Raw genomic sequence first — 25,025 nt, forward strand, 5'->3', positions numbered from 1 at the left:
AAACTTACTTTTGCCAAAATAGTAAAATTTTACATGGCTACCTACACAACGGAAATCGCCTCAGATAAGTTGGTGAGCGACAATCCTATTCATCAACGACTACTCAAAGCATACATTGCAGCCAAGCCCTGGATTAAGGGAGATTTGCTCGAAATAGGCTGTGGAGAAGGACGAGGAGTGGAGACTTTATTACCTCTGGCAACCTCTTATGTTGGGATTGATAAGATCGGAGAGGTGATCTCAGACCTACGTCAGCGCTTTCCGGGAGTGGATTTTCGACAGGCTGTGATACCGCCTTTTGAAGGCTTTGGGGATGAAAGCTTCGATACAATTGTGAGCTTTCAGGTGATTGAGCATATTCAGGATGACCGGCTTTTTCTTCAGGAAATCTACCGGATGCTAAAGCCCGGTGGAAAGGCAATTATTTCTACTCCGAATAATACACACACCCTGTCCCGAAATCCTTGGCATGTCCGGGAATATGTCCCGCAGGAGCTTATAGATTTGGCAGGGAGTATTTTTGACCGGGTGGAAGCCAAAGGAATCGGTGGCAATGAAAAAGTATGGAATTATCATGAGGCCAATCGGAAGTCGGTTCAGAAAATCATGCGATTCGATGTGCTGGACTTACAGCATAGACTTCCCGCTTGGATTCTGCGGATTCCCTATGAGATCCTTAATCGGATGAACCGAAATAAACTGCATCAGGAGCAAGGGGATTCAGTCGTGCAAATCACCCATGAAGACTATCCGCTTGTAGAAAATGCTTCAGAGGGACTGGATTTGTTTTATGTGCTATGGAAGAAATTATAATTCTCATGGATAATGACAATTATAACAGAGATGTATTTTGGATGGCGAATTTAGCCTGTTATTAATTTTTCGATCAGAGCCAAATTGACAAACTAAAGATGACTCTGTTAAGGGAACCGCTCTTCAGATTAGCACGAAAATTTGAAAAAAATTAAACTAAAAACTTGCTTCTTTCTTTCTTTCTTTCTTTCGTCCAAATCTAAATGTTAAACCTTAAAATTTGATTGAAATGAAAAAATTATTGATTGGAGGAATGATGGCTATCGGAATGGTATTCATGTTCAATGATCCAGGTATTCAGGCTCAAGGATTGGGGGGAGATGAGGGGAAAAAATGTAAAAATGGAGATAGATGTCCAAGCGGTACTTACAACTACTGCGATACCGCGTCGGATGGTTATTCCTGCATTTGCTACAATTGCAATTAATTTAAACTGGAATTGAATCAAAGACTACCAATATTGAGGTAGTCTTTTTTGTGTATCAATATCAAATAGTATGAAGATTAAAGACAAGCTCTCTAGTGTGATTAAAGACATAGGAAGTATCTATTATTGGAGATTTACTGTATACTCACTTTGCCTATTTTTGCTTTATTCCTGTGGAGTCTTTGAACAAAATTATTTAGAAGATAATAAAGTTTCTAAAATTGAAATCGAATATGATTTTGAAAAAGTGAACCTACTAGGTGATTCATTAACACTTACCTATTATGCCAAAAGAGATATCTACACTAAGGAAAATACCGATTGGCTTTTTGGTCATAATCATGCTTTAAATTCTATCGATGTGTTTAACTTGACGGAGAAGAAATTCAGCCACAGAATTAATCTCGAATCTGATGGTCCAAATGGCATCGAAAGAGTCTATCAGTTGAAAGTTATATCCCCTGATTCGATCGCCATTCTTGATACTTCCATTTCTCTCAAAATTGTTTCCTCTGATGCTAAAGTGATCAAAAAATTGGACTTGAGGGTATCTGATTCAGAATCTGGACAGCCTTTGGGTTATTTTTATAATTATAATGATGCACGGATCGTATATGAAAAAGATAAGAGGTCATTCATTCTTCATTTTTTGAATGAATCAGTTAAAGAGAGGAAGTTTAAGTCAAAAGATCCACATTCAATTTTTGGCAGGATTAATTTAGAAGGCGAAGTAGATTTTTTACCAATAAGTCACTCAAGGGTTATATATGAAAGGAATGGGGAGGTAATTGAAAGAATGCCAAACTATTCCTATCATAAAGGAAAAATCATATATGGATTTATTTTTGAATCAAATATCTACACTTTTGATCTAAGAACAGGTGATCGGTCAATATATGGGGGCAAGAGTAAATTTTCTCAAAATATGCAGGATTTTTCCTTGCCACCTCAAGAATTTCGACTACTAGGTACTTGGTTTAACAGCGTAATATTTGATTCTAGCTCTGGTTTTTATCTTCGTACGCATTGGGGGAGTCAGCCAAGATTACAAATTGATTCCAATCCAAGCAGTGCCCTGACCAAGCCGGGATATATCATGGTATTTGATGAAGGGTTTGCTGTGGTTGATGAAATAGAGTTACCAGAAGAATATTGGTTGGAGGATAGCTTCGTTTATTCAGAAGGAATGGCATTTTGGTCAAAGGAGTCTCTAATTAATGAAGAAAACTCGATTGAATTGGGTTTGCTTCGGATTCGTAGGAAAAATTGAAAATTAGGCTATTTAAAAGGCTGGATTGGCCACCCAGCCTTTCTTTTTTATCTCGTCGGACGTAAACCTCCCGATTCTTGAGGACCTAGTAAGGAGTCCATTCTGAGTTGTAATTCTTCTGCCTTTTCGGTGTATCCTCGCTCTTCCAAAAGTGGGATGAAGTAGCGAATCATTTCGATCGAGATCATCATATCCCGGTCATAATCCCGGTTTTCTTCCAGATAAAACTCGATCATATCCAATGAGCGCTTGGAAACCTTATCCACGATATCCAAAGCCTTGTCATCCTCACCTACTTCAAAGAAAAGCGGTACAGACTGTCCACTGGAAAGGTCGTAAGGGATAGCTTCATCCGGCATGACTTCGAGCCCTTTATTTAGCACCTCCGCTGCCCGGTCAATTTGGTCCCGGTCGAGTAGTGCCATAGCAATGCTGTTGACAGCACTTCGATGATTGGAGGCGAATCTACGATACTCTTCATCTAAGTAAGCGTCTGGATTGTCCATCCCACGGAAGGCAAACTTCTCCATGAAATTTTCATAGGCTAAGTCAGCATTCACCAATTCTTCCCGAATGAACGATGGCTTGCGGATGGGTAGCAGTCGGTAAGTCAATCCTTCCATCACCACGTGATCGGATACATTGATTCCAATAGTGGCTAGGGAGGTATTGTTGAAGTAGATCGGTCGCTCCCAATTATTGGTAGCGATTAAGTCGATCAACATCATGGTTCCTTTGGTCACATACTGACCTTTGATCTGCAAGTTGATTTGCGGGGTAAAAAGCTGTTCGAATTCCTCGGGAATGATTCCTTTTTGGAACACAGCCGCACTGTCCACTTCCAAAATCAGGTTTCTGGACGGCACCATATTGATCTCGCTTTTTCCTCCCGTCTGCATTTTGAGCAGATTAGAGCCGGAGTTAAGCAATTTGATGTATTCTCGAGCTGAAATCGCATCGAGACCTTCCCGCTCCATGACATACAAGACATCATTGGTTCCTTTTTGGTAGCGCTCAGGAGAAAGCGAGAAGGGAAGTGGCTCAGATTCATTGGCTGGTCGAGTCATCTGATCTACGTACCAGTCCGTATCAAAATAGCTGAGTACAATCACCCTTACATCCGTACGGAAACCTTCCACTTCCTGTACATACCAAAGCGGGAAGGTATCATTGTCGCCACCCGTGAAAAGGATAGCATTTGGAGCACAGGATGCAAGAAAGTTCCTCGCTGCATCTACTGAGAAATAGCGTCCTTTTCTATTGTGATCATTCCAGTTTTCGGCAGCCATAAGACCCGCTACCGGTAGAGTCAGGAGAGTAGCAATGATTCCGGCTGTTGCCAGGTTTTTGGTGACTTTCCCCAGTCCATGAGCAATAGCCAAGACACCCATTCCAGCCCAAATGGCGAAGGCATAGAAACTACCCACATAAATGTAGTCTCGCTCCCGAGGTTCGACAGGGGGTGAATTGAGGTAAAGTACCAAGACCACTCCCATCATCAGGAAGAGCATTAGATTCACATAAAAGGATTTTGGATCAACTTTGGCTTGGAAAAACAAGCCGATGATTCCCAATAGGAGGGGAAGCATCAGGTAATTGTTGTGCCCCTTATTTTCTTTGATATAATCCGGAAACTTATCCGAAAAGGCGTCAGTAATTCCGATCCAAGGAGCATCAGTAAAATCACTTTCCCTACCGGAGAAATTCCACATAAAATAGCGCCAATACATATGTCCCAACTGATGACTGAACATAAAGCGCAGATTGTCTCCAAAGGTCGGATCCTGTCCTTCCCGAAGTCCTAATTTTTGTCGGTAAATCCGCTTGTGGTTTTCCTGCGTCGAATAGACTCGTGGGAGAATAGTGGTTTTCTCTTTTTCGTAAGTATTTACGAGTTGATAGTCAGCGATTTCATATTTGTCTTTACCCTTTCGGTAAATGGGGTCACCTTCTACCTGATCGGTAAGTTTGGCGGTGAAATACTGCCCATGGAGTAGGGGTCTGTAGCCATATTGCTCACGCTTCAGGTAAGAAACATAGCTAATGATGTCCTTGGGAGCGTTTTCGTTGATAACAGGATCTTGATTTGCCCGAATAACGATCAGCGTGTAGGAACTGTAACCGATCAAAATAAAGATTAAGGAAAGCAGGATGGTGTTCAGTCCTGCCATTTCTTTTTTATAGGAATAGCGATAGCCGAAATACAAGGCAGTGAAGAATGCTGCGATAAAGAAAATAATTCCTGACCCGAAAGGTAGACCAAGGCTATTGACGAAAAATATCTCCGTCGAGCCGGCTAGACTTGGAAGGCCTGGGATAATGATGTTATTGATGATGACCAAAGCTACCCCTCCGAGCACAAATGCGATTGCAGCACCTTTGAGATTTGGATTAGGATATTTTTTGAAATAATAAATCAGTGCCAATGCGGGCAAAGCTACCAAATTGAGCAAGTGAACACCGATGGAAAGACCTACCAAATAAGCAATGAAGATCATCCACTTATTTTCCTCTCTAGGGTCCTTGATGACATCCCACTTGAGGAAAGCCCAAATGACAATGGCCGTAAAGAAGGATGACATGGCATAAACTTCCGCCTCAACAGCCGAAAACCAAAAGCTATCTGAGAAAGTGTAAATCAGGGAACCAACGATCCCCGCTCCCAAAAGGCTGATGGTCTGTCCTTTGCTTTCTTCACCCGGAACGACCCCGAAGAGCTTTCTTCCAAAAAGAGTGATGGACCAAAACAAAAATAAAATGGTCAATCCGGAGAAAACTGCTGATCCCACATTCATCCAATAGGCGATCTCCAGTTCATTGCCAAAAGCCATAAAGCTAAACATCCGATACACCAACAAAAAGAAAGGTGCACCGGGAGGGTGGGGTACTTGGAGCTTATAGGAAACGGCGATGAATTCTCCCGGATCCCAAAAACTGGCCGTTTGTTCTACTGAAAGAATATAGACTAATGTCGCTATCACAAACACCACCCAGCCGGTGATGTTGTTGAGTTGCTTAAAATTGAGCATCAATACGGTAATTTTAGACGGACGAAAATAGGAAATTTATTCCCAAGAGAATTTTTTTTAGCACTTTTTAAAAAAATGATGAGGAACTGCTCCTGTGATAAATATTACTGATTTGCTTTTGACCTGCCTTTACTTTTGTAGAGTAATTTAAAAACAAGCAGTCTTATGAGCGCACAACCAAAAACCTTTCAGGAACTGATAAACGGGGACACTCCTGTTTTAGTAGACTTCTTTGCCACTTGGTGCGGTCCCTGCAAAATGATGCAGCCGATTCTCGAAGATACTTCCCGTCAATTGGGTGACCGGATCAAAATTGTCAAAGTAGATGTGGATAGAAATCCTTTAGCTGCTTCCACTTTCCAAGTACGAGGAGTGCCAACTTTGATCTTATTCCAAAAGGGAAAAGTCCTTTGGAGAGAGTCAGGTGTGGTGCCTGCTCATCAATTGGTTAAAGTCATCGAATCCCAATTGATGGTAAATGCTTGATTCTGATGTGACAAAAGTCATTTAAAAGGCTTTAATCACTTCTTAAATTTGATTATTATTTGATAGAAACATAATAAACAGAACCTATGAAGATCGAACAAATCTATACCGGATGCCTGGCTCAAGGAGCCTACTACATCGAGTCAGACGGCGAAGCAGCCGTAATTGACCCACTAAGAGAGGTACAACCTTACATTGAAAAAGCTGAGCGCCGAGGCGCAAAAATCAAGTATGTATTGGAGACTCACTTCCATGCAGACTTTGTTTCTGGTCACCAAGACTTGGCCGAAAAGACAGGTGCCAAGATCGTATACGGTCCTACAGGAATGAAAATGGGTTTTGACGCCATTGTGGCTGAGGACAATCAGGTTTTTGAACTAGGAAAGGCCAAAATCAAAGTTATTCACACTCCAGGACATACAATGGAGTCCGTTTGCTACCTTCTTATCAATGAAGATGGTAAAGAGGAAGCTTTATTTACAGGTGATACCTTATTTATCGGAGATGTTGGCCGTCCGGACTTAGCTCAGAAAGTCGTAAAAGATTTGACGCAGGAGAAACTGGCAGCTCATCTTTATGACTCCTTGAGAAATAAAATTATGCCTCTTTCAGATGACTTGATCGTCTATCCGGCACATGGTGCAGGATCTGCTTGTGGTAAAAATATGAGTAAGGAGACTTCGGATACTTTGGGCAATCAAAAGAAGACCAATTATGCGCTTCAAGAGATGACAAAAGAAAAGTTTATCAAAGAAGTATTGACTGGATTGACTCCTCCTCCGGCTTATTTCCCTCAAAACGTTCTGATGAATATTCAAGGCTATGACAGCATTGATGAGGTATTGGAGCGAGGTATCAGACCATTGAGTCCAAATGAATTTGAAGCTGCTGCAAATGAGACGGGAGCGATGATTTTGGATACTCGTGATGCGCAGGTCTTTGCCAAAGGATTTATCCCAAATTCCATCAATATCGGAATCGACGGAAGCTTTGCCGTATGGGTGGGAGCAATGATCCCAGACCTAAAGCAAGAAATTCTAGTAGTCGCAGAAGAAGGTCGTGAAGAGGAGGTAATTACCAGATTGGCACGAGTAGGATATGACTTTGCCATTGGATACCTACAGGGAGGCTTCAAAGCATGGAAAGAAAGTGGTCATGAAGTAGATTCCATCACATCTATCTCTGTAGACGAATTGGCGAAAATCAAGGAAGGGGATCCCGGTATCCACATTCTGGATGTGAGAAAGAACTCTGAATTCATGTCAGAGCATGTAATTGATGCTGAAAATGCGCCATTGGACTATATCAATGATTCCATGCTGAAAGTGAAGAAGGATGAAACCTACTATGTACACTGTGCAGGAGGCTACCGCTCCATGATCTTCAATTCAATTTTGAAGGCGAGAGGATATGATAATTTGATTGATGTGGCAGGCGGTTTTACCGCGATCAAAGAGTCAGGCAAATTGAAAGTTTCTGACTATGTCTGCCCAACTACTTTACTCTAAAGATAAGTTTAGAAAAGTTGCTTAATCCCAAAATGGCAGGCCGAAAGGCTTGCCATTTTTGATATCACCCGATCTGATGTGATCAAAGTCACAATTTTATGTCAAGAATGAAACGCAATTTTGCAGTGCTTTTGCTGAGCCTAGTTAGTATAGGATTTGGAGTTATTGATGTGGCAGCTCAGCATGGTCATGCAGAGGAGGTAGAGACTCCTTCAGATCAGAAATTATTCGGAAAAGTCCTTCGTGAGGGTTCATTCGAATTCCACTTACGTTCTTTCTTTATGAGTACCGTCAATCAAGGGGACTTGATGGATTACAGCACCTGGGGAACGGGCGCAGGCTTAGGTTACTTCAGTCCAAGATGGAAAGGTTTTGGATTGGGTTTCAGTGGATTCTTTGTTTTCAGGCATTATGAAAATAATATTCAAAAGCTAGATCCGATTACCGGAGTAGGAAATCGCTATGAAATCCTACTTTATGATGTCCATCACCCAGCAAATAACAAGGATATGGATCGTCTGGAAGAGTTGTTCCTCTCGTATCAGAAAGAAGATCTTTCAGTTTGGGTAGGGAGGCACCATTTTGAAAGCCCCCTTTTGAATGCTTCCGACAATAGATTGCGTCCAAATTTATTTAGTGGACTGTCTGTAGATTATACTCCAGGTAAATTCCATTTCAATGGAGCTTGGTTTTCTCATGTGATCTCCCGAGGATCCTTAGAGTGGTTGCCGGTAGAGGAGTCCTTTGGATTCTACAGCACAGGAAGAAATCCACTGGGATCTGATGACTCTTACAAGCATCATATCGAATCCAAGGGGATAGGGATATTTGGAGTGGAGTATTTGAATAATTCATTACATATCCAATCTTGGAATTACCTTGCTGAAGGTGTCTTTGGAATTTCCTTTTTGCAAGCCACTGGTTCTGCAAAAAGCTCTGGAACTACTGACTGGGTTTGGGGTGTTCAAGGTTTTGCTCAAACAGCTCTTGGAAATGGAGGAAATCCAGAACCAGAAAAAGCTTACATTCTCCCAAATGAAAAGTCATTTGGAATGGGGTTAAGGGCAGGGTTGAAGTGGCCACATGCACTTCTTACTTTCAATTACTTGGGAATATCCGACCACGGACGTTTTCTATTTCCAAGGGAATGGGGAAGAGAGCAGTTCTTTGTAAGCCTTCAGCGAGAGCGATTTGAAGGCCTAGGTGGGGGGAACTCCTTTATGGTGCAGTATGATCATACCTTTATCCATGACAAATTAAAAGTAAGCGTAGGGGCTTCCCATACGGATACTGCTGATTTTGAAGATGTAAGGTTGAATAAATATGGGATTCCAAACTATTATCACTTCAGCGGATTGATCGATTATCGGTTTGATGGATTCTTCAAGGGATTGGACTTGCAATTATTGGTGGTGGGGAAAAGGCAATATGCCAATCAAATCACGCCTATTGAATACGTAATCAATCGGGTGAATATGGTAAATACCTCAATAATATTGGATTATAGATTTTAAATTAGAAAAACGAATAAATAAATATGAATCAACTTATGGAATGGATTACTCAACCCTGGCCCTGGTATGTGGCTGGTCCTTTGATCGGACTGACAGTGCCGGCGCTATTGATCTTAGGAAATAAAACCTTTGGTATTTCCTCTTCACTTAGACACGTCTGCGCGGCCTGTGTACCAGCAGGTATACCCTTCTTTTCTTACAACTGGAAGAAGGAAATGTGGAATCTTCTCTTTGTACTTGGTGTGTTGATAGGAGGCTTTGTAGCAACCAACTTCCTAGCCAACCCTGATTCAATTATTGTCTCAGAAGCAACTCAGGCAGATTTGAAGGCATTAGGTGTTACTGATTTTGGTAACTTATTGCCAGCTGACATTTTCTCTTGGGAGAATCTATTTACTGCCAAAGGGCTTCTTTTCTTCGTAATCGGTGGCTTTATGGTAGGTTTTGGAACACGCTATGCGGGTGGATGTACTTCAGGCCATGCAATCATGGGGATCAGCTCCCTGCAATGGCAGTCAGTGCTAGCCACAGTTTTCTTTATGATCGGTGGTTTCTTGATGACGCACGTTTTGCTTGAGCCTTTAATGAAATTGGTAGGATTTTAATAGATAAATGATGAAAGTAGCAGAAAAGCCAACAACGATACAGGATCCTCATTGTGAGGCTCCCAACTTGCGAAAGCACGAAGATAAAGGACTAGAATTGCTGAAATACTTGATTTTGGGTGTTCTTTTCGGAATTGTCTTTGTCAAAGCAGAGATTATTTCCTGGTTTCGAATTCAGGAAATGTTCAGACTTCAGTCCTTCCACATGTATGGAGTGATAGGATCAGCAGTGGTGACGGGGATTATCTCGATTCAAATCATCAAGCGTTTTAATATAAAAACCATCCATGGTGAGACTATCAATATTCCAAATAAGGAATTTAGAAAAGGGCAGGTGATCGGAGGATTTATCTTCGGATTAGGCTGGGCCTTGACCGGAGCATGTCCAGGGCCATTGTTTGCTCAGATAGGTAGTGGATATACCGTGATTTTGGTTACTTTGATTTCTGCCTTGGCTGGAACTTGGGTTTACGGAAAGTTTGCCGATAAGCTTCCGAATTAAACCAGCAAAGAATTAGAGGCCGTTGTTTAGTAAGCAGCGGCCTTCTTACATTCAAGCAGTCAATAAGATAGCTTTCCTTCAGATGTAGCTGTGGAATTAAACTTGAAAATTCCTTGCTAAAAATATGGGAAAGCCTTTTGCAAAATTGAGAAAGGTCTTACTTTTGCAAACCGAAACAGAGATATTTGTCTCGGTTGAATAGAGGAGTGGCAGAGTGGTCGTCCCGATAGCTATCGTGGAGCGGCGATTTTGGAAACATCTCAATCTAATAGAGGAGTGGCAGAGTGGTCGATTGCGGCGGTCTTGAAAACCGTTGTACCGCGAGGTACCGGGGGTTCGAATCCCTCCTCCTCTGCATTAGAAAACCAGTTCAAATAAAATGGACTGGTTTTTTTGTTTCTATAATATTGGAAATGGTGTGGAGGGATGAGAACCCCTGGTTTTGAAATCGACTGAAAGGAGATTCGCGAGGGGCTGTGCGGCATGCCTGCGCGTATGAGCAATACCTCCTCCTCTGCAAGGAAAAGCCTTTTCGCATCGCGAAAGGGCTTTTTGCATTTAAAACACCAACCTTGCTTGAGCGTATGGGATTGCAGGAAGCCCAAATCGAACGATTGAGTAGGCTTTTCTTTTGTCACTCCCCATAAAAGGGATCCCCTTAGTCAATCCCGGAAAGTCTGTTTTTTATTTCGAGTCATTGGGTCTACCCTGCAATCCGGCCTCTCGCTAAAAATCATTCATTCGCTTGAAGCAACCTTATGTTCAAGATATTTGTGATTTGCTGATTGTAGAGGAGCTATTGAAAATAAAGCAACAGGATCCCGATAGAGCGGGATGGGTAGGATAGATCAAGAGAAATAGCCATGGCTATTTCTGATTGGTGGTGAGGGAAAGATAATTGTTTTTTGCAACTTAGGTATTACAAACCTTAAATGTATGTCTCTACATTATCTCTATACCTATGCGAATCTTATTAATGACTTTTTTTCTTTTGGGTTCCTTTCTCGTGTATTCTCAGTCTGCACGCCTGACCACTCCCTGGACTTCAAAAGTTGACTCCAAAGCGCCGCTTCCAGAATATCCAAGGCCACAACTGGTAAGAACGGAATGGCAAAATCTAAATGGACTATGGGATTATTCCATCTTACCAAAGGGAGTACTACCAGAGACTAGTTTTACAGACAAAATCACGGTTCCTTTTCCGGTGGAATCTTTTTTATCAGGAGTTCAAAAAGAAGTAGGTCCTGAAAATGAACTCTGGTATGAAAAGTCTTTTGATTTGACTCTTTCGACCAAAAACAAAAGGATTTTATTGCATTTTGGGGCTTCTGACTGGGAAACAGAGGTTTGGGTAAATGATCAGCCAGTAGGAACCCATCAGGGCGGATACGATTCTTTTTCCTTCGATATCACTTCTCAATTGAATTCCGGCAAAACCCAGAAAATCCGGGTCCGCGTTTGGGATCCCAGTGATTCAGGGCCTCAACCCCGAGGAAAACAAGTCAAAGAGCCCAAAGGAATCTGGTACACACCAGTCACGGGAATTTGGCAAACGGTTTGGTTGGAGAATGTGCCGGAAAGCTATATTTCAGGTATCTACTCCAATACTGATTGGGAAGGGGGACTCCAAGTTTTTTATCCTGAAGTCATACAAGCTAAAGCCGAGCAGGAAGTGGAAGTGATTGTTTTTGACGGAGAGCAAGCTGTTGGTTCCTTTCGGGGCAAGCCCAACACACCTTTGCCGGTAAAGTTGGCAGCTCCCAAGGCTTGGTCACCTGATTCTCCATTTTTGTATCAAGTATCCCTTAGATTATTTGAAGGAAATGAGCTAATCGAGGAAGTAAAATCTTATGCCGCATACAGGGATGTCCGAATGTCAAAAACACCGGATGGCTTTCAGCGGATTTTTTTGAATGGCAAGCCACTTTTTCAATATGGTCCTTTGGATCAGGGATGGTGGCCAGATGGATTATACACCGCACCCACGGATGAAGCCTTGCTTTTTGATATTGAAAAAACCAAGGAAATGGGATTCAATATGATCAGAAAGCATGTCAAAGTTGAACCTGCCCGATGGTATTTTCATGCAGACAGATTGGGTATGCTGGTCTGGCAGGACATGCCTAGTGGGGACATGGGAAATCGTTGGGAAGTCCGTCCTGGTATCATTCGGGAGGGAGTTGAAAAGGTAAGAACACCTGAATCCGAAGCAATTTTCAAGACGGAATGGCAGGAAATCATCAATGAGTTTAAGTTTTTCCCATCCATCGTGGTATGGGTTCCATTCAACGAAGCTTGGGGCCAATTCAAAACCAGTGAAATAGTTAATCTGACACGAAAGTTGGATCCGAGTAGATTGATTAACTCGGCTTCTGGAGGCAACTTTGAAATGGAAGGTGCTTCGGTGGTCGGAGATATTCTTGACTTGCACAATTATCCTGATCCAGTAATGCCCGATCCGAACATATTTGGTGAAAAATCGATCATGGTTTTGGGGGAATTTGGAGGCTTGGGCCTTCCGATAGAGGGACATACCTGGCAGCAAAAAGATAATTGGGGGTATCAGAGTTTTTCTTCGGTTGGGGAGTTAAAGGCAAGATATTCCGGAATGATTAAGGATTTGGCTGGATACATTCCTAGAGGTTTGGCTGCTGCAATTTACACTCAGACCACCGACGTGGAAATAGAAACCAATGGATTGATGACCTATGACCGTCAGATCATAAAAATCCCAGTAGAAGAGCTGAAAAATATGCATGAAAAGCTCTATAAGTGAATGATGGATGACTGGTAGGAAGGTATGAATTCTTATGTCCGAGCCTTTGAAAGGCTATCATCCAAATCTGTTGAGGGGGATTGAACTAGATTGAATCAAGTCCTTAATTTTTTTGCCTAAATGGAGTAGCTTGAACTTCTTTAGTCATCTGGATATTTTAAAATCAAGAGGCAGATTACTTCTTTTTGGCTTAGAATTTCACTAAACTAATAAGAAAGCAATCTAAAAATCTATGCCTGTCAAACAAAAAACTCAAGAAATAGCGAAGTATCTTTTATCTCTTTTTTTCTTTCTGCCTCTTCTTGCTTATTCGCAAAATCAGCCAGGAATTCCAAAGCCAAGCGGTCCCATTGATCTAAATGATACTTCAGATCTGGTTATCTACATTATCATTCCTGGGATCATCCTGATCGTTTTTCTTGTGTTTCGGAAAAGAATTTTCAAAATAAAAGAAGAGAAGCAAGAAGGAAGGGAGGAGAAAGGAGACTAATATTCATTGAGTTTTGTCCCAAAGCTTCGCCTGTTTTCATCCATTTTAAAAAAAATGCAATTCTTACAAACTTTTTCGATCTAACTTTTGTCTATTACCCTATAAAATCTATAGACTTTAAATAAAAATAATTATGGCATTACGACTAGGAGATGAAGCTCCGAATTTTACAGCAGAAAGTACGGAAGGTACCATTAACTTCCATGAATATCTAGGTGACAGTTGGGGAGTGCTATTCTCTCACCCAGCTGATTTTACGCCAATTTGTACCACGGAATTGGGAGCTGTCTCAAGATTGAGAGATGAGTTCTCCAAGCGAAATGTAAAAGTGATTGCTTTAAGTGTGGATGGTTTGGAAAGTCATAAAAGTTGGATTGGTGATATCAACGAAACTCAAAATACGGCTGTGAACTTTCCCATTATTGCCGATGAAGACAAGAAAGTATCCACGCTCTATGATATGATTCACCCAAATGCGAATGAGAGTTTCACAGTTCGTTCGGTTTTTGTCATCGGCCCGGATAAGAAAATCAAATTGACCATCACCTATCCTGCAAGCACAGGGCGAAACTTTGATGAACTGCTCCGTGTGATTGATTCCTTGCAGTTGACAGCAAATTACAGCGTGGCAACTCCAGCTGACTGGAAAGAAGGGGAGGATGTGGTCGTTTCACCTGCGATCAAGACGGAAGACATTCCAGCTAAATTCCCGAAAGGTCATCGAGTAATCAAGCCTTATTTGAGAATGACTCCACAACCGAACAAATAATTCCGTCAGCAATTGGATCTTATTGGAAAGGCAGCACTTAAGATAGAGCTGCCTTTTTTGTTGCGGGTTTTTCGCTATTAGATTTTATTGAGAAACCGGCTACTTGAAGATTAGACTAAAAACCGTTCGCTTGTCTTGCTCAGACTCTACGATCAAACTGCCCCGATGCAGATTCATTATTTGACGGGAAATTGCCAAGCCAATTCCTGACCCGGTCTTTTTGGTGGTGTAAAAAGGCACAAATATTCGTTCCAAAGCCTCTGGCACAATACCCGGTCCATGATCTTCGACTTCAATCCGGATACCCATATCTCCTTGTGAAACACCCCGAAGGATGATCTGTCTGTCGGCAAGTTTCTGCATGGACTCAGAGGCATTTTTTATCAGATTGATCAATATCATCGATATCTGATCCCGATCACATTGTATTTCCAGCTCTTTGGGATGAAGCTCTGTTTTGACAAAAACATTCTGAGACTTGAGCTCTTCTTTCATGAGGCTGAGCACATTTTCAAAAAGATCCTGAACCCGAACCAGTTCCTTTTCAGGAATGGGGATATTGGTGTAATCCCGATAAGCATTGACAAAATTCACAAGCCCTTTACTTCGGTTGGAGATGGTATCCAATCCCTCTTGGATATCCTGGAATCCATCCTTTTTGATCAGCATTCCCTCTTTTTGCACATAGCTGTCTTCATCTAGTATGGTTCGAAGGGATTCGACTAGGCTGGAAATGGGCGTGATGGAATTCATAATCTCGTGGCGGAGCACCTTGGTAAGATTTTGCCAGGCTTCCAGCTCATTGGATTGTAATTCTGCATTGATATTTTGGAGTGAAAGCAAAGTCCAGCTTTGACCGCCCATCTTCAAAGCAGTGGTTTGGATGATTAAATGTAGGTTTGAATTGACCTTATGGGAGATTCGTTGACCGGGTTTGATCTCCATGACTTCCTTCAAAAGCTTTGTGGAAAGCTTTCCCAAATCACTGATATCCCGAAACTGAGGGATCTGAAGCAAGTGCTTGGCGGCATTATTGATGACACCGATTTTGCCTTCAGCATTGAAAGAAATGATTCCTGTATTGATGTGTTGAATGATTACTTGCAGGAAAAGCATCTGCTCCTCTTTTTCAGCACGGGTTTGCTTGAAGACTTCCATCACCTCATTGAAAGCCATATTAACCTCTCGAAAGGAGTTCCCCATTTTGCTATCTGAGGTAAAGGAGCTTGAAAAATCAGCAAACCGGATGGAGTCAAGGAAGCGTGCTAATTTTTGGTTGATCGAGTTTACGTAATAAATCATCTCACCGACGATTCCTGCTACCATAATTCCCAAAATTGCGGGAGCAAGCAGCAGGCCTTGACTAAAGTAGAGCCAAAGTCCCAAAAAAATACAGGTAGTAATGAGAAGGATCCGGAAGGTGATCCCCACGGAAAATCGCCTATAGACCATATTTTTCCAATCTTCTGTAAAGCGAGGATCGCGTCAAACCCAGTTCCTCAGCCGCTCGTGTGATATGTCCGTTGTGCTTTTGCAGTGCTTTTCGGATGAGGATTCGCTCCACATCTTCAATATTCAGGTGCTCCAAACTCACATTTTCTTCGGATTTCTCGGGCTGTCCCATTTTTTGCAAAAACAAATCCTCGGGCTGAAGCACATTGTGATTGCTCATGATGACCGCGCGCTCGATACTATGCTGCAGTTCCCGGATATTTCCCGGCCAATGATACTTCGTCATCCTCTTGATTAGGGGTTCAGAGGCTTTTCGGATGTCTTTGTTGTATTTTTTTGAATAAAAATTAATGAAGTGGTCCGCCAACAATGGGATATCCTCTACTCTTTCCCGAAGTGGGGGAAGTTGGATTTCGATGGTATTGATTCGATAGAGTAAATCCTGTCGGAAGCTATTATCATACACCATATTGTGAATGGGCATATTGGTAGCCGAAATCAGGCGGATATTGACTTCCACAGGCTTATTTGCACCCACACGGGTAACTTGTCGATTTTGGAGAGCTGCCAAAAGCTTAGCTTGAAGGGGTAGGGGAAGGTTACCGATCTCATCCAAAAATAGAGTTCCTTTATGAGCCTGCTCAAAACGCCCTGCCCGGTCCTCCTTGGCATCGGTGAAAGACCCTTTTTTATGCCCAAAAAGCTCTGATTCAAATAGCGTTTGGGTGATAGAACCCAAATCCACTCCTACAAAAGCTTCTCGACTTCTTCGGGAGTTTCGGTGAATAGCTCTGGCAATCAACTCTTTTCCCGTTCCGTTTTCTCCAAGAATCAACACATTGGCATCGGTAGTAGCCACCCGTTCGATCGTTTCGAAGACTTTTTGCATGGCCGGGCTTTGGCCGATGATATCCTTGAATTTATTGTCAATATCCTGTTGAAGGGTAGTTTTCTGATCTTTTAGGAGGTTGACCTCAAGTTTTTTCTGGCGAAGTTGAAGGGCAGAATTCAGTGTAGCAAGTAGCCGCTCATTTTCCCAAGGCTTCAAGACAAAGTCCGTCGCGCCTTCTTTGATGGCTTTGACGGCAAGATTGACATCACCGTAGGCTGTGATTAAGACCACGACAGCAGATGGGTCAAGTTCCAAGATTCGATCCAGCCAATAGAAGCCTTCCTGTCCCGAGCTCACGTCCTTTGTGAAATTCATATCCAATAAAATCACATCATAATTTTCATTATGTGTGAGAATTGGTAAAAGATCAGGGTTGGTTTCGGTATCTACTTGGGCAAAGTGTCTTTTAAGAAAAATCTTGGCAGCCTTTAGCAGGTCTTCGTTGTCATCTACAATGAGAATTTTACCGATTCGTTGCTCTTCCATACATCTTGTGGTTTTTGTGGTAGGCGGTATAAAGTTCTAAAAGCTTGCCGAAAATTTCACTTTTGATCAAAATTCTGAAAATGGGCGAATCCGAACAATTTTGGCCATTTTTTCTCAATATCGACTTTTTGAATTGAAAATCTATTCGCTTCGCTTTTGAAAGGGATTGTTCGCTGGCGGACGAAAATGTTCGAGTTGGAATTTGCCTTTTTCCTCAAAAACCCATCAAAAAGCTTCTAAGCCAAGATTTTTCCATGGCATAACCTTTGGCATAAGATGGACAGCCTCAAAAAGGCCAACACACAATGGATAGAAAATTAGAAAAGAAAACATGGACTCCTAGGCGAATTGCCTATATCATCGGAGCTGCGCTTTTGGTCGCTGGAATCATTTATCAATTGGGCTTTGCCGATCACAGGTCTACGATGAATGTGGAACAGGATCGATTGAGTATCACCACCGTCAAAACGGGGGAATTCACCGATTATATTTTGGTTTCAGGTCAGATTGAGCCGGCACAGACTTTTTACTTGGATGCAGTAGAAGGAGGGATGGTAGCAGAGGTGATTCGAGAGTCAGGAGCCACCGTCGATCGGGGAGATACCATTTTGGCTTTGACCAATTCTAATTTACAGCTTGACGTGATGCAGCGGGAGACCATGCTTTACGAGCAAATCAATAATCTCCGGCAGACTCGCTTGCTTTTGGATCAAAATGACTTGAGCCAACAAGGTCAATTGGCTGAAATCGATTATCAAATCTCGCTTTTGGAGCCTCAGTACAAGCGATTCAAGGAATTGCATGAGAAAAAACTGGTCTCAGACCGTGAGTTTGAGGAAGTGAAGGAGCAATATGAATACAATCTGAAAAGGAGAAGGCTGACCTATGAGTCTTATAAGAATGACTCGATAGCCAGATCGATTCAATTGAATCAGCTCCGTAATTCGGAGAACCGGATGCAAGCCTCCTTGCAAGGCGTTGGAAAGATTTTAAATAATCTTATTATCACAGCTCCTATTGCCGGGCAATTGGCCATGGAGCAGATCGAAGTAGGTCAGGCGATCAATCCCGGGCAACGATACGGGCAGATTGATGTATTGGATGAATTTAAAGTTCGGGTGCCGATCGATGAACTTTACCTTCCGAGAATCGGCAGAGGTCTTCGGGGTAAGTTTACCCTGAGTGGTCAGGAGTACGAGCTGGAAATATCCAAGATCTATCCTACGATCACCAATGGTCGCTTTGAAGTAGACATGGTATTCACTGGAGAAAATCCTCAAGGAATTCGAAGGGGACAGAGTGTTCGGATCCGCCTTGAATTGGGTCAAAGCGAGCAAAGCTTATTGCTGGCCACTGGAGGCTTTTTCAAAGATACGGGTGGCAATTGGGTCTTTGTCATCAATCCGGCAACAGGAAATGCCGAAAAGCGAAATATCCGCCTAGGCAGAAAAAATCCGGAATACTATGAAGTGCTGGAGGGATTGGTGGAAGGTGAAAAAGTCATCGTTTCCGGATATGAGAATTTCGGGGATAATGAGGTGCTGGAGATGAAGTAATTATTGTCGGGTGTCAGATGTCCGATGTCGGATGCTAGTTCACGATTATAATTTGGGTAAAAAAAGTATGATGAAGATTGATTTGAGTAAAAGGTTTAAGTAGTTAAAAAAATAGGTGGTAAATCCTAAATTGATGCATAAACCTTTAAATCAGTAAGAGTCATGGAAAAATATAAGGCACATTTCAAATTTGAAAATCTGTTGATTTGGCAAAAGGCGATGGACTTTGGTGAAATGATTTTTGAAGAGTCAAAATCTTTTCCAAAAGATGAAACATTCAACCTCATTTCTCAAGCACGACGGGCGGGTGATTCGATAGCTCTGAATATTTCGGAGGGTTCTATTTCTCAGTCAAATCCAGAGTTTAAGAAATTTATTAGCTATGCAGTCAGATCCTTGGCAGAGGTGGTGACTTGTTTACACAAAGCAAAGAGAAGAAATTACATCAATACAGAAGCATTCAAGCAACTATATCAAGAAGCCTTTCATCTAATGAATATGCTTCAGTCTTTTAAATCAAAAATTAAATAAAACCATTAAAACTCCGGTTTATAGACTTCGGACAACCGACATCGGACATCGGACAAATCTCAACACCATGGAACACGTCATCAAAACCAACAACCTTCGAAAACTCTACACCACGGAGGAAGTAGAAACTACCGCTTTGGACGGTATTCAGATCGAAATCAAAAAAGGCGAATTTGTAGCTATCATGGGACCTTCGGGTTGCGGAAAGTCTACCTTGCTCAATATCATCGGACTCTTGGATAATCCTGATGAAGGAGAGTATTACTTCCTGGATCAAGAGGTCGCCAATTACTCCGAGAGGCAGCGTTCCTCACTCAGAAAAGGAAATATCGGATTCGTTTTCCAAAGCTTTAATCTGATCGATGAATTAACAGTATTTGAAAACGTGGAGTTGCCTTTACTTTATCTTAAAATACCAGCTGATGAGCGCAAAAAGCGGGTAGAAGAAGTCTTGACCCGTATGAATATCATGCACCGAAGAAATCACTTTCCGCAGCAGCTTTCAGGTGGTCAGCAGCAGCGAGTGGCGATTGCAAGGGCTATTGTCGCCAAGCCATCCGTGATATTGGCGGATGAGCCAACGGGTAACTTGGATTCTAAAAATGGGGAAGAAGTGATGCGTCTTTTGGAAGAACTGAATAATGAGGGAACGACCATCGTCATGGTAACTCACTCACCCCACGATGCCAACTACGCCCACAGAATCATCAATTTGTTTGATGGAAAAGTTGTGACCGAGAATATCCGGGAGCAGTTTCATGTGTGAGACCTATTGTAAAATTGAAAGATTGGAAAATTGTAAAATTAGATATCGGTGCTTTTTACTGATTTGGAAAAAATTGGTTATGGTACAGTCTCTAGCTTATTAGTACTCAATTAGAACGCATGTGGTTTTGCCATATGAATCTTTCAATTTTACAATTTTACAATTTTTAAATAATCCCCCATGCTCCCTCATCAGATCAAATTATCCCTCCGAAGCTTCCTCAAACACAAACACATCTTTGCCATCAATCTATCTGGATTGGCCATTGGGTTGACAACTATGATTTTGATCATGCTTTGGGTTAAGGATGAGTTGGCTGTCAATCGGCAGCATGCCAACATTGATCGGATCTACACGGTCCTGACCAATCATGACAATGCCAATGGGCTAGTAACTATGCCTTTCACTCCGGCTAGAATGGCGGAAGCCATGAAGGCGGAATTGGCTCAAGTGGAAAAAGCCTCTGCAATTTCACCTTTCATAGAAGGGATGACCTTTGAGCAGGGAGAGGTAGTCTTGGAGGCTGCAGGGTTTTTTGTGGATCAGGATTATCTAGAGATCTTCGATGTTCCTTTTCTGGTCGGAAATCAGGAAAAAGCTTTAACAGGAATCAATTCGGTGATTTTATCCGAATCTTTGGCCATCAAATTGTTTGGATCTCCCCAACTAGCGCTGGGAAAATCATTGCATTGGCAGGTTTTTGATTTCGAAAATGAGGTGGAAGTCACTGGAGTATACAAGGACCAGTCGAACCTGGAAACCCGTCAGCCTGAGTACTTACTCGCATTTCCTTTTTTCCTGCAGATGCTTGGAGATGGAGCCCATTGGGATAATTTTAATTCTGGGACAGATATCCTTTTGAAAGAGGGTGTCGATCCAGAGCTCTTTAATGAACAGATTACAGATTTCATCAAAAAGAAGGAAGCTGAGTCCAATGTATCCGTGATGATACAGAATTATGGAGATACTTACCTGCATGGAACTTACGAGCAAGGAAAAGTGGTGGGGGGAAAGATCAGTTACGTCCGTCTATTTTCTGCCATTGCCGTTTTTATTTTACTCATCGCCTGTATCAATTTCATGAACTTGGCCACCGCCAGGTCCATGAGTCGCATGAAGGAGATTGGTGTGAAAAAGTCCATGGGAGCCAGCACTTCAAGTCTTTTTGGGCAGTTTATGACAGAATCCTTGCTCTTGACTTTTTTTGCCTTGGTTTTGGCAGTGCTTGGCGCTTACCTTTTACAACCCTTTTTTAATCAACTTACTTCAAAAAGTCTAAATCTCCGTTTTGATCTGGGTTTTATTCTTCTTTTGGGAGGAGTTTGGATCATCACAGGATTAATGGCTGGAGCTTATCCGGCAATCTATCTGTCTCGGTTCAAGCCTGTTCAAGTTTTGAAAACTCAAGTCAAAGGGAGTTTTGGAGAGCTTCTGGCGAGAAAGGGGCTTGTTGTATTTCAATTTTCGATTTCCTTGCTTTTAATCATTGGGATTTTGGTAGTAAGCAAGCAGTTGAATTTCATCCAAAATCAGAACCTTGGATACAATCAGGCTCATCTTTTAGAGATCAACTCCTCTGGCATCAATCCTAAAAATCTTCCTTCCTTTTTAGAGCAGACCAAAAGCCTTTCAGGTGTTGAAAATGCCTCCAGTCTATCTCATCCCTTGGTCGGTTTGGGGAGCTCTACGATTGGGTTGACTTGGGAGGGGAAGGATTCTGATGATCAAATCAAGTTTGAAAATATCACAGTCAATATGGGGCTGATCGAAACGATGGGCTTCGAAATGTTGGCTGGGAGGGCCTTTTCTCCGGAATTTGGAGAGGAATCCCAAAAAATCATCCTGAATGAGGCTGCTGTAAAAACCATTGGGTTTCAGAATCCCATAGGTCAAATCGTGAATCTTTGGGGAGAAGATAAGGAAGTGATCGGTGTGGTCCGGGACTTCCATTTTGAATCGCTAAAAGAAACTATCAAACCGGCTTTCCTCAAATTTGATCCCAATTTTGCACAAAAAATCATGGTGCGGATTCAGCCTGGAAATCAGGTAGAAACCATTGCTTCAATTGATGAACTTTTTCAGAGCTTTACCGGAAAGCCTTTAGCTTACAAGTTTTTGGATGAAGATTATCAAAATCTCTATCAAGCAGAGCAACGCACCGCTCAATTAGCCAATTACTTTGGCGTTACAGCCATCTTTCTTTCTTGTTTGGGGCTTTTTGGCTTGGCAGCTTTCACAGCAGAAAAGCGTCGGAAAGAAATTGGGGTTCGGAAGGTACTGGGAGCTTCCACGGTAGGGATAATGACACTTGTGTCCAAAGATTTTGTCTTTTTAGTATTGATATCAATTCTTATAGCCATGCCGCTGGCTTGGTACCTCGCAGATTCTTGGTTAGAGAGCTATGCCTTTCAGACAAATCTAAGTTGGTGGATATTTGCCGGTTCTAGCCTGCTTCTTGTTTTGATAGCTTTATTGACTGTTGGTTACCAGGCATTTCAGGCCGCACGAAATAACCCAGTGAATTCTCTGAAAAGTGAGTAATTGTTTTGACCGCAAGCGGACATTTTTGTTCGAACTACAAATATGTGAAATAGTAAAAAAGGCCTTCTACATATCAGGAGGCCTTTTTTGGGTGGCACAAATCCTGAATATAAAGAGGTTCTAGGATTACAAATAAAAGGAAACAGCAATGCTCAAGAATTATTTTAAAATCTCACTGAGAAATCTTCGCAAGCAAGGTTTCTATTCTTTCATCAACATCTTTGGTCTTTCGGTGGGAGTTGCCGTTTGTATGGTGATTGCCCTTTTCGTGATCAATGAATCGTCCTATGATAAGCATTTTAAGGATGGAGACAGGATTTATAGAATCACAAACAAGACTGTTTTTGGTGGGAGGTCCTCCCATAACTTATATACTCCAGCAGCTTTGGTCAGAGCTTTGCCGGAGGAAATTCCCGAAGTGGAAGCCGCCGTACATTTTCGTGAGCAGGGACCCTATTTGGTCAAAAGACCAAATGATTCGGAAAACCTACTGGAGAGAAGAGTAATATGGGCCAGTAAGGATTTTTTCAAGGTTTTTGATCTTGAAATGGTCAGCGGAACCCAAGAAGGAATTCTGGATGAACCAGCTACTGTTGCTATCAGTGAATCCATGGCTGAAAAGTACTTCCCAAATCAGGAAGCAGTCGGAGAATCGCTGATACTAGATAATGAATTGGAATTCAGAATCACCGGTGTTTACAAAGATTTGCCTGAGGCAAGCCATTTTCATTTTGATTTTTTATTGAGTGCTGAAGGATTACAAGAGGCCCAAGGTGAAATTTGGTTCAGCAATAATTTTCAGACCTATTTCAAGGCCTATGAAGGGTCTTCGCCTGAAGCCATCGAAGAAAAATTCTTCCCAATGCTCAAAAAATACATGGAGCCCCAACTCGCGCTCTTTTTTGGTGAAGGTACTTCCTTTGATGACTTGATTGCACAAGGCAGCTCATTGGAATACATTCTCCAACCATTACATGATATTCACTTGAAGAGTGATTTGGAAGGCGAGTTTGAGGCAAATTTCAGTGAGCAGTATGTGTACATTTTTGTAGCTATAGGTTTATTTATCCTGCTGATTGCCTGTATCAATTTCATGAACCTTTCTACCGCCAAATCTGCTAGTAGAGCCAAAGAAGTAGGGATTAGGAAGGTCATGGGTTCATTTCGTATTCATTTGATTCGACAGTTTTTAATGGAATCTATCCTGCTTAGTTCCATAGCATTTTTGATTGCGATTCCTTTGGCTACTCTTATGCTACCATTCTTCAATGATTTGGCAGAAAGAAGCCTCGTAATGCCTGTTGAATCTGCAAGTTTTTATGCAGCCATCGTTCTCGGTGCACTTGTTACAGGGCTTATCGCTGGCAGCTATCCTGCTTTTTTCCTCTCAGCCTTTAAACCTGTAAGTATCCTGAAAGGAAAAATCCGAATGGGGATGAAAAGTGGTACTATCCGAAGTACTTTGGTGGTTTTTCAGTTCGCTATTTCGGTGATCTTGATCATTGCTACGATCACTGTAAATAATCAGTTGAGCTTTATACAAAACCGGGAGATAGGATTCGAGAAAGATCAGTTGATCACGGTTTTTAATACCTATGCGTTGGATGATGGGCTTGTAGGTTTTAAGGATCGGGTCTTAGCTGATAACAGCATTGAAATGGCAACGATCAGTGGATATTTGCCAGTAGCAGGATCTTATAGAAGTGATAGTCCATGGCTTGTGGAGGGCCGGGATCTGGCTGATATGGAAAGCACAGTAAGTATTCAAAACTGGCGAGTCGACGAAAACTATATTCCAACCTTAGGTATGGAATTAGTCTCTGGAAGAAACTTTTCTCTTGATTTTCCCTCTGACAGTAGCGCAGTGATTCTGAATGAGACCGCGGTGAAAAAGTTTAATTTCGAGGGTGATCCCATCGGGCAAAAAGTGTATTCTCAGATATTGGGAGACGGGAATCAAGAGATTTACCAAATCCGTACAGTGGTAGGAGTGGTGAAGGACTTCAATTTTCAATCTATGAAAGAGTCTGTATCTCCTGTTATGCTTCTTTACAATGAAGTTCCTGGAGGGCCGGTATCCTTTAAATTCAGAGCTGAAAATACTCAGAATGTCATCCAACTAATTGAGGAGTCATGGAAAGATATGGCACCCGGTCAGCCTTTGACTTACGAATTTATGGATGAGCAATTCAGCAAAATGTATCATGCTGAGACACGGTTGGGTAAGGTGTTTGGGGTTTTTGCCGGTTTCGCCATTTTTATTGCCTGTCTCGGGCTTTTTGCTTTGACTGCCTTTACTGCAGAGCAAAGGACCAAAGAAATTGGGATAAGGAAAGTCTTGGGAGCTACGTCCTCAGGAATAGTTGTATTGCTCTCCAAGGAGTTTTCAAAACTTGTTTTGATTGCATTCCTATTGGCAAGCCCACTGGCTTGGTGGAGTATGACAAAATGGTTGGAAGATTATGAATATAAAGTGAATTTGGGTCCTTCCATTTTTCTACTGGCCGGTCTTTTCGTGGCATTTATAGCCTTTGTCACCATCAGCCTTCAAGCCTTTAAAGCTGCATCAAGTAACCCGGTCAAATCACTTAAAAGCGAGTAATCCTTTCTCT

The 25,025-nt window shown here is 42.0% G+C and carries 19 protein-coding genes and 1 tRNA gene; 17 read left to right on the forward strand and 3 right to left on the reverse strand.

Annotated elements, in window-relative coordinates; genetic code table 11:
• Positions 1-33: 33 nt before the first annotated feature.
• The 3 genes from G457_RS0115960 to G457_RS0115970 all read left to right on the forward strand — a co-directional run bounded on the left by G457_RS0115960 (position 34) and on the right by G457_RS0115970 (position 2,510).
• A complete protein-coding gene (locus tag G457_RS0115960; protein ID WP_026947354.1) occupies positions 34-813 on the forward strand; it encodes a class I SAM-dependent methyltransferase in 780 nt (259 codons plus the stop codon).
• Between the two features lie 229 nt (positions 814-1,042).
• The gene (locus G457_RS0115965) at positions 1,043-1,240 is read left to right on the forward strand and encodes a hypothetical protein (RefSeq protein WP_026947355.1); all 198 of its coding nucleotides are present in this window, start codon (positions 1,043-1,045) and stop codon (positions 1,238-1,240) included.
• Between the two features lie 70 nt (positions 1,241-1,310).
• Entirely contained in the window at positions 1,311-2,510 is a 1,200-nt protein-coding gene (locus G457_RS0115970) for a DUF4221 family protein (protein ID WP_026947356.1), read from the forward strand.
• A 47-nt stretch (positions 2,511-2,557) separates the two neighbouring features.
• On the opposite strand, the gene G457_RS0115975 is transcribed toward G457_RS0115970, so the two are convergent.
• A complete protein-coding gene (locus G457_RS0115975) occupies positions 2,558-5,539 on the reverse strand; it encodes a glycosyltransferase family 117 protein (RefSeq protein WP_026947357.1) in 2,982 nt (993 codons plus the stop codon).
• 165 nt (positions 5,540-5,704) lie between these two features.
• On the opposite strand from G457_RS0115975, the gene trxA reads away from it, so the two are divergent.
• The 9 genes from trxA to G457_RS0116020 all read left to right on the forward strand — a co-directional run bounded on the left by trxA (position 5,705) and on the right by G457_RS0116020 (position 14,189).
• Positions 5,705-6,025 carry a thioredoxin gene (trxA, locus tag G457_RS0115980; RefSeq protein ID WP_026947358.1) on the forward strand — a complete coding sequence of 107 codons (321 nt, stop codon included), beginning with the start codon at positions 5,705-5,707 and terminating at the stop codon, positions 6,023-6,025.
• 86 nt (positions 6,026-6,111) lie between these two features.
• Positions 6,112-7,533, forward strand: coding sequence for an MBL fold metallo-hydrolase (locus G457_RS0115985; RefSeq protein WP_026947359.1), 1,422 nt, complete (start codon positions 6,112-6,114; stop codon positions 7,531-7,533).
• A 107-nt stretch (positions 7,534-7,640) separates the two neighbouring features.
• Positions 7,641-9,047: a hypothetical protein gene (locus G457_RS0115990; protein WP_051260861.1), complete on the forward strand. Its 1,407-nt coding sequence runs from the start codon at positions 7,641-7,643 to the stop codon at positions 9,045-9,047.
• A 23-nt stretch (positions 9,048-9,070) separates the two neighbouring features.
• Positions 9,071-9,652, forward strand: coding sequence for a YeeE/YedE family protein (locus tag G457_RS0115995; protein WP_026947361.1), 582 nt, complete (start codon positions 9,071-9,073; stop codon positions 9,650-9,652).
• Positions 9,653-9,662: 10 nt separating this feature from the next.
• Positions 9,663-10,154, forward strand: a complete 492-nt coding sequence (locus G457_RS0116000) for a DUF6691 family protein (protein ID WP_026947362.1) — start codon at positions 9,663-9,665, stop codon at positions 10,152-10,154.
• 270 nt (positions 10,155-10,424) lie between these two features.
• A tRNA-Ser gene (locus G457_RS0116005) sits at positions 10,425-10,509 on the forward strand.
• A 621-nt stretch (positions 10,510-11,130) separates the two neighbouring features.
• Complete coding sequence (locus G457_RS0116010; protein ID WP_248602870.1) at positions 11,131-12,930, forward strand: glycoside hydrolase family 2 protein; 1,800 nt, start codon at positions 11,131-11,133, stop codon at positions 12,928-12,930.
• 232 nt (positions 12,931-13,162) lie between these two features.
• Positions 13,163-13,420, forward strand: coding sequence for a hypothetical protein (locus G457_RS0116015; RefSeq protein ID WP_026947364.1), 258 nt, complete (start codon positions 13,163-13,165; stop codon positions 13,418-13,420).
• A 133-nt stretch (positions 13,421-13,553) separates the two neighbouring features.
• Positions 13,554-14,189 carry a peroxiredoxin gene (locus G457_RS0116020; RefSeq protein ID WP_026947365.1) on the forward strand — a complete coding sequence of 212 codons (636 nt, stop codon included), beginning with the start codon at positions 13,554-13,556 and terminating at the stop codon, positions 14,187-14,189.
• Positions 14,190-14,288: 99 nt separating this feature from the next.
• Here the strand turns inward: G457_RS0116020 and G457_RS0116025 are convergent, their stop codons facing one another.
• Positions 14,289-15,641 (reverse strand): sensor histidine kinase, encoded by a 1,353-nt coding sequence (locus G457_RS0116025; protein WP_026947366.1) that lies wholly within the window; start codon positions 15,639-15,641, stop codon positions 14,289-14,291.
• Positions 15,631-17,019 carry a sigma-54-dependent transcriptional regulator gene (locus G457_RS0116030; RefSeq protein ID WP_026947367.1) on the reverse strand — a complete coding sequence of 463 codons (1,389 nt, stop codon included), beginning with the start codon at positions 17,017-17,019 and terminating at the stop codon, positions 15,631-15,633. Before G457_RS0116030 ends, G457_RS0116025 begins: the two co-directional genes overlap by 11 nt.
• A gap of 305 nt (positions 17,020-17,324) precedes the next feature.
• Here G457_RS0116030 and G457_RS0116040 point away from each other — a divergent pair, with 305 nt between their 5' ends.
• The 5 genes from G457_RS0116040 to G457_RS0116060 all read left to right on the forward strand — a co-directional run bounded on the left by G457_RS0116040 (position 17,325) and on the right by G457_RS0116060 (position 25,015).
• The gene (locus G457_RS0116040) at positions 17,325-18,575 is read left to right on the forward strand and encodes an efflux RND transporter periplasmic adaptor subunit (protein WP_026947368.1); all 1,251 of its coding nucleotides are present in this window, start codon (positions 17,325-17,327) and stop codon (positions 18,573-18,575) included.
• A gap of 162 nt (positions 18,576-18,737) precedes the next feature.
• Positions 18,738-19,106 (forward strand): four helix bundle protein, encoded by a 369-nt coding sequence (locus G457_RS0116045; RefSeq protein ID WP_026947369.1) that lies wholly within the window; start codon positions 18,738-18,740, stop codon positions 19,104-19,106.
• Between the two features lie 67 nt (positions 19,107-19,173).
• Positions 19,174-19,872, forward strand: coding sequence for an ABC transporter ATP-binding protein (locus tag G457_RS0116050; RefSeq protein WP_026947370.1), 699 nt, complete (start codon positions 19,174-19,176; stop codon positions 19,870-19,872).
• Between the two features lie 180 nt (positions 19,873-20,052).
• Positions 20,053-22,413: an ABC transporter permease gene (locus tag G457_RS0116055; RefSeq protein WP_026947371.1), complete on the forward strand. Its 2,361-nt coding sequence runs from the start codon at positions 20,053-20,055 to the stop codon at positions 22,411-22,413.
• 148 nt (positions 22,414-22,561) lie between these two features.
• On the forward strand, positions 22,562-25,015 hold the full coding sequence (locus G457_RS0116060; RefSeq protein ID WP_026947372.1) for an ABC transporter permease: 2,454 nt from the start codon (positions 22,562-22,564) through the stop codon (positions 25,013-25,015).
• Positions 25,016-25,025: the final 10 nt, after the last annotated feature.

It is taken from the genome of Algoriphagus marincola DSM 16067, from assembly GCF_000429405.1.
Taxonomy (GTDB): Bacteria; Bacteroidota; Bacteroidia; order Cytophagales; family Cyclobacteriaceae; genus Algoriphagus; species Algoriphagus marincola.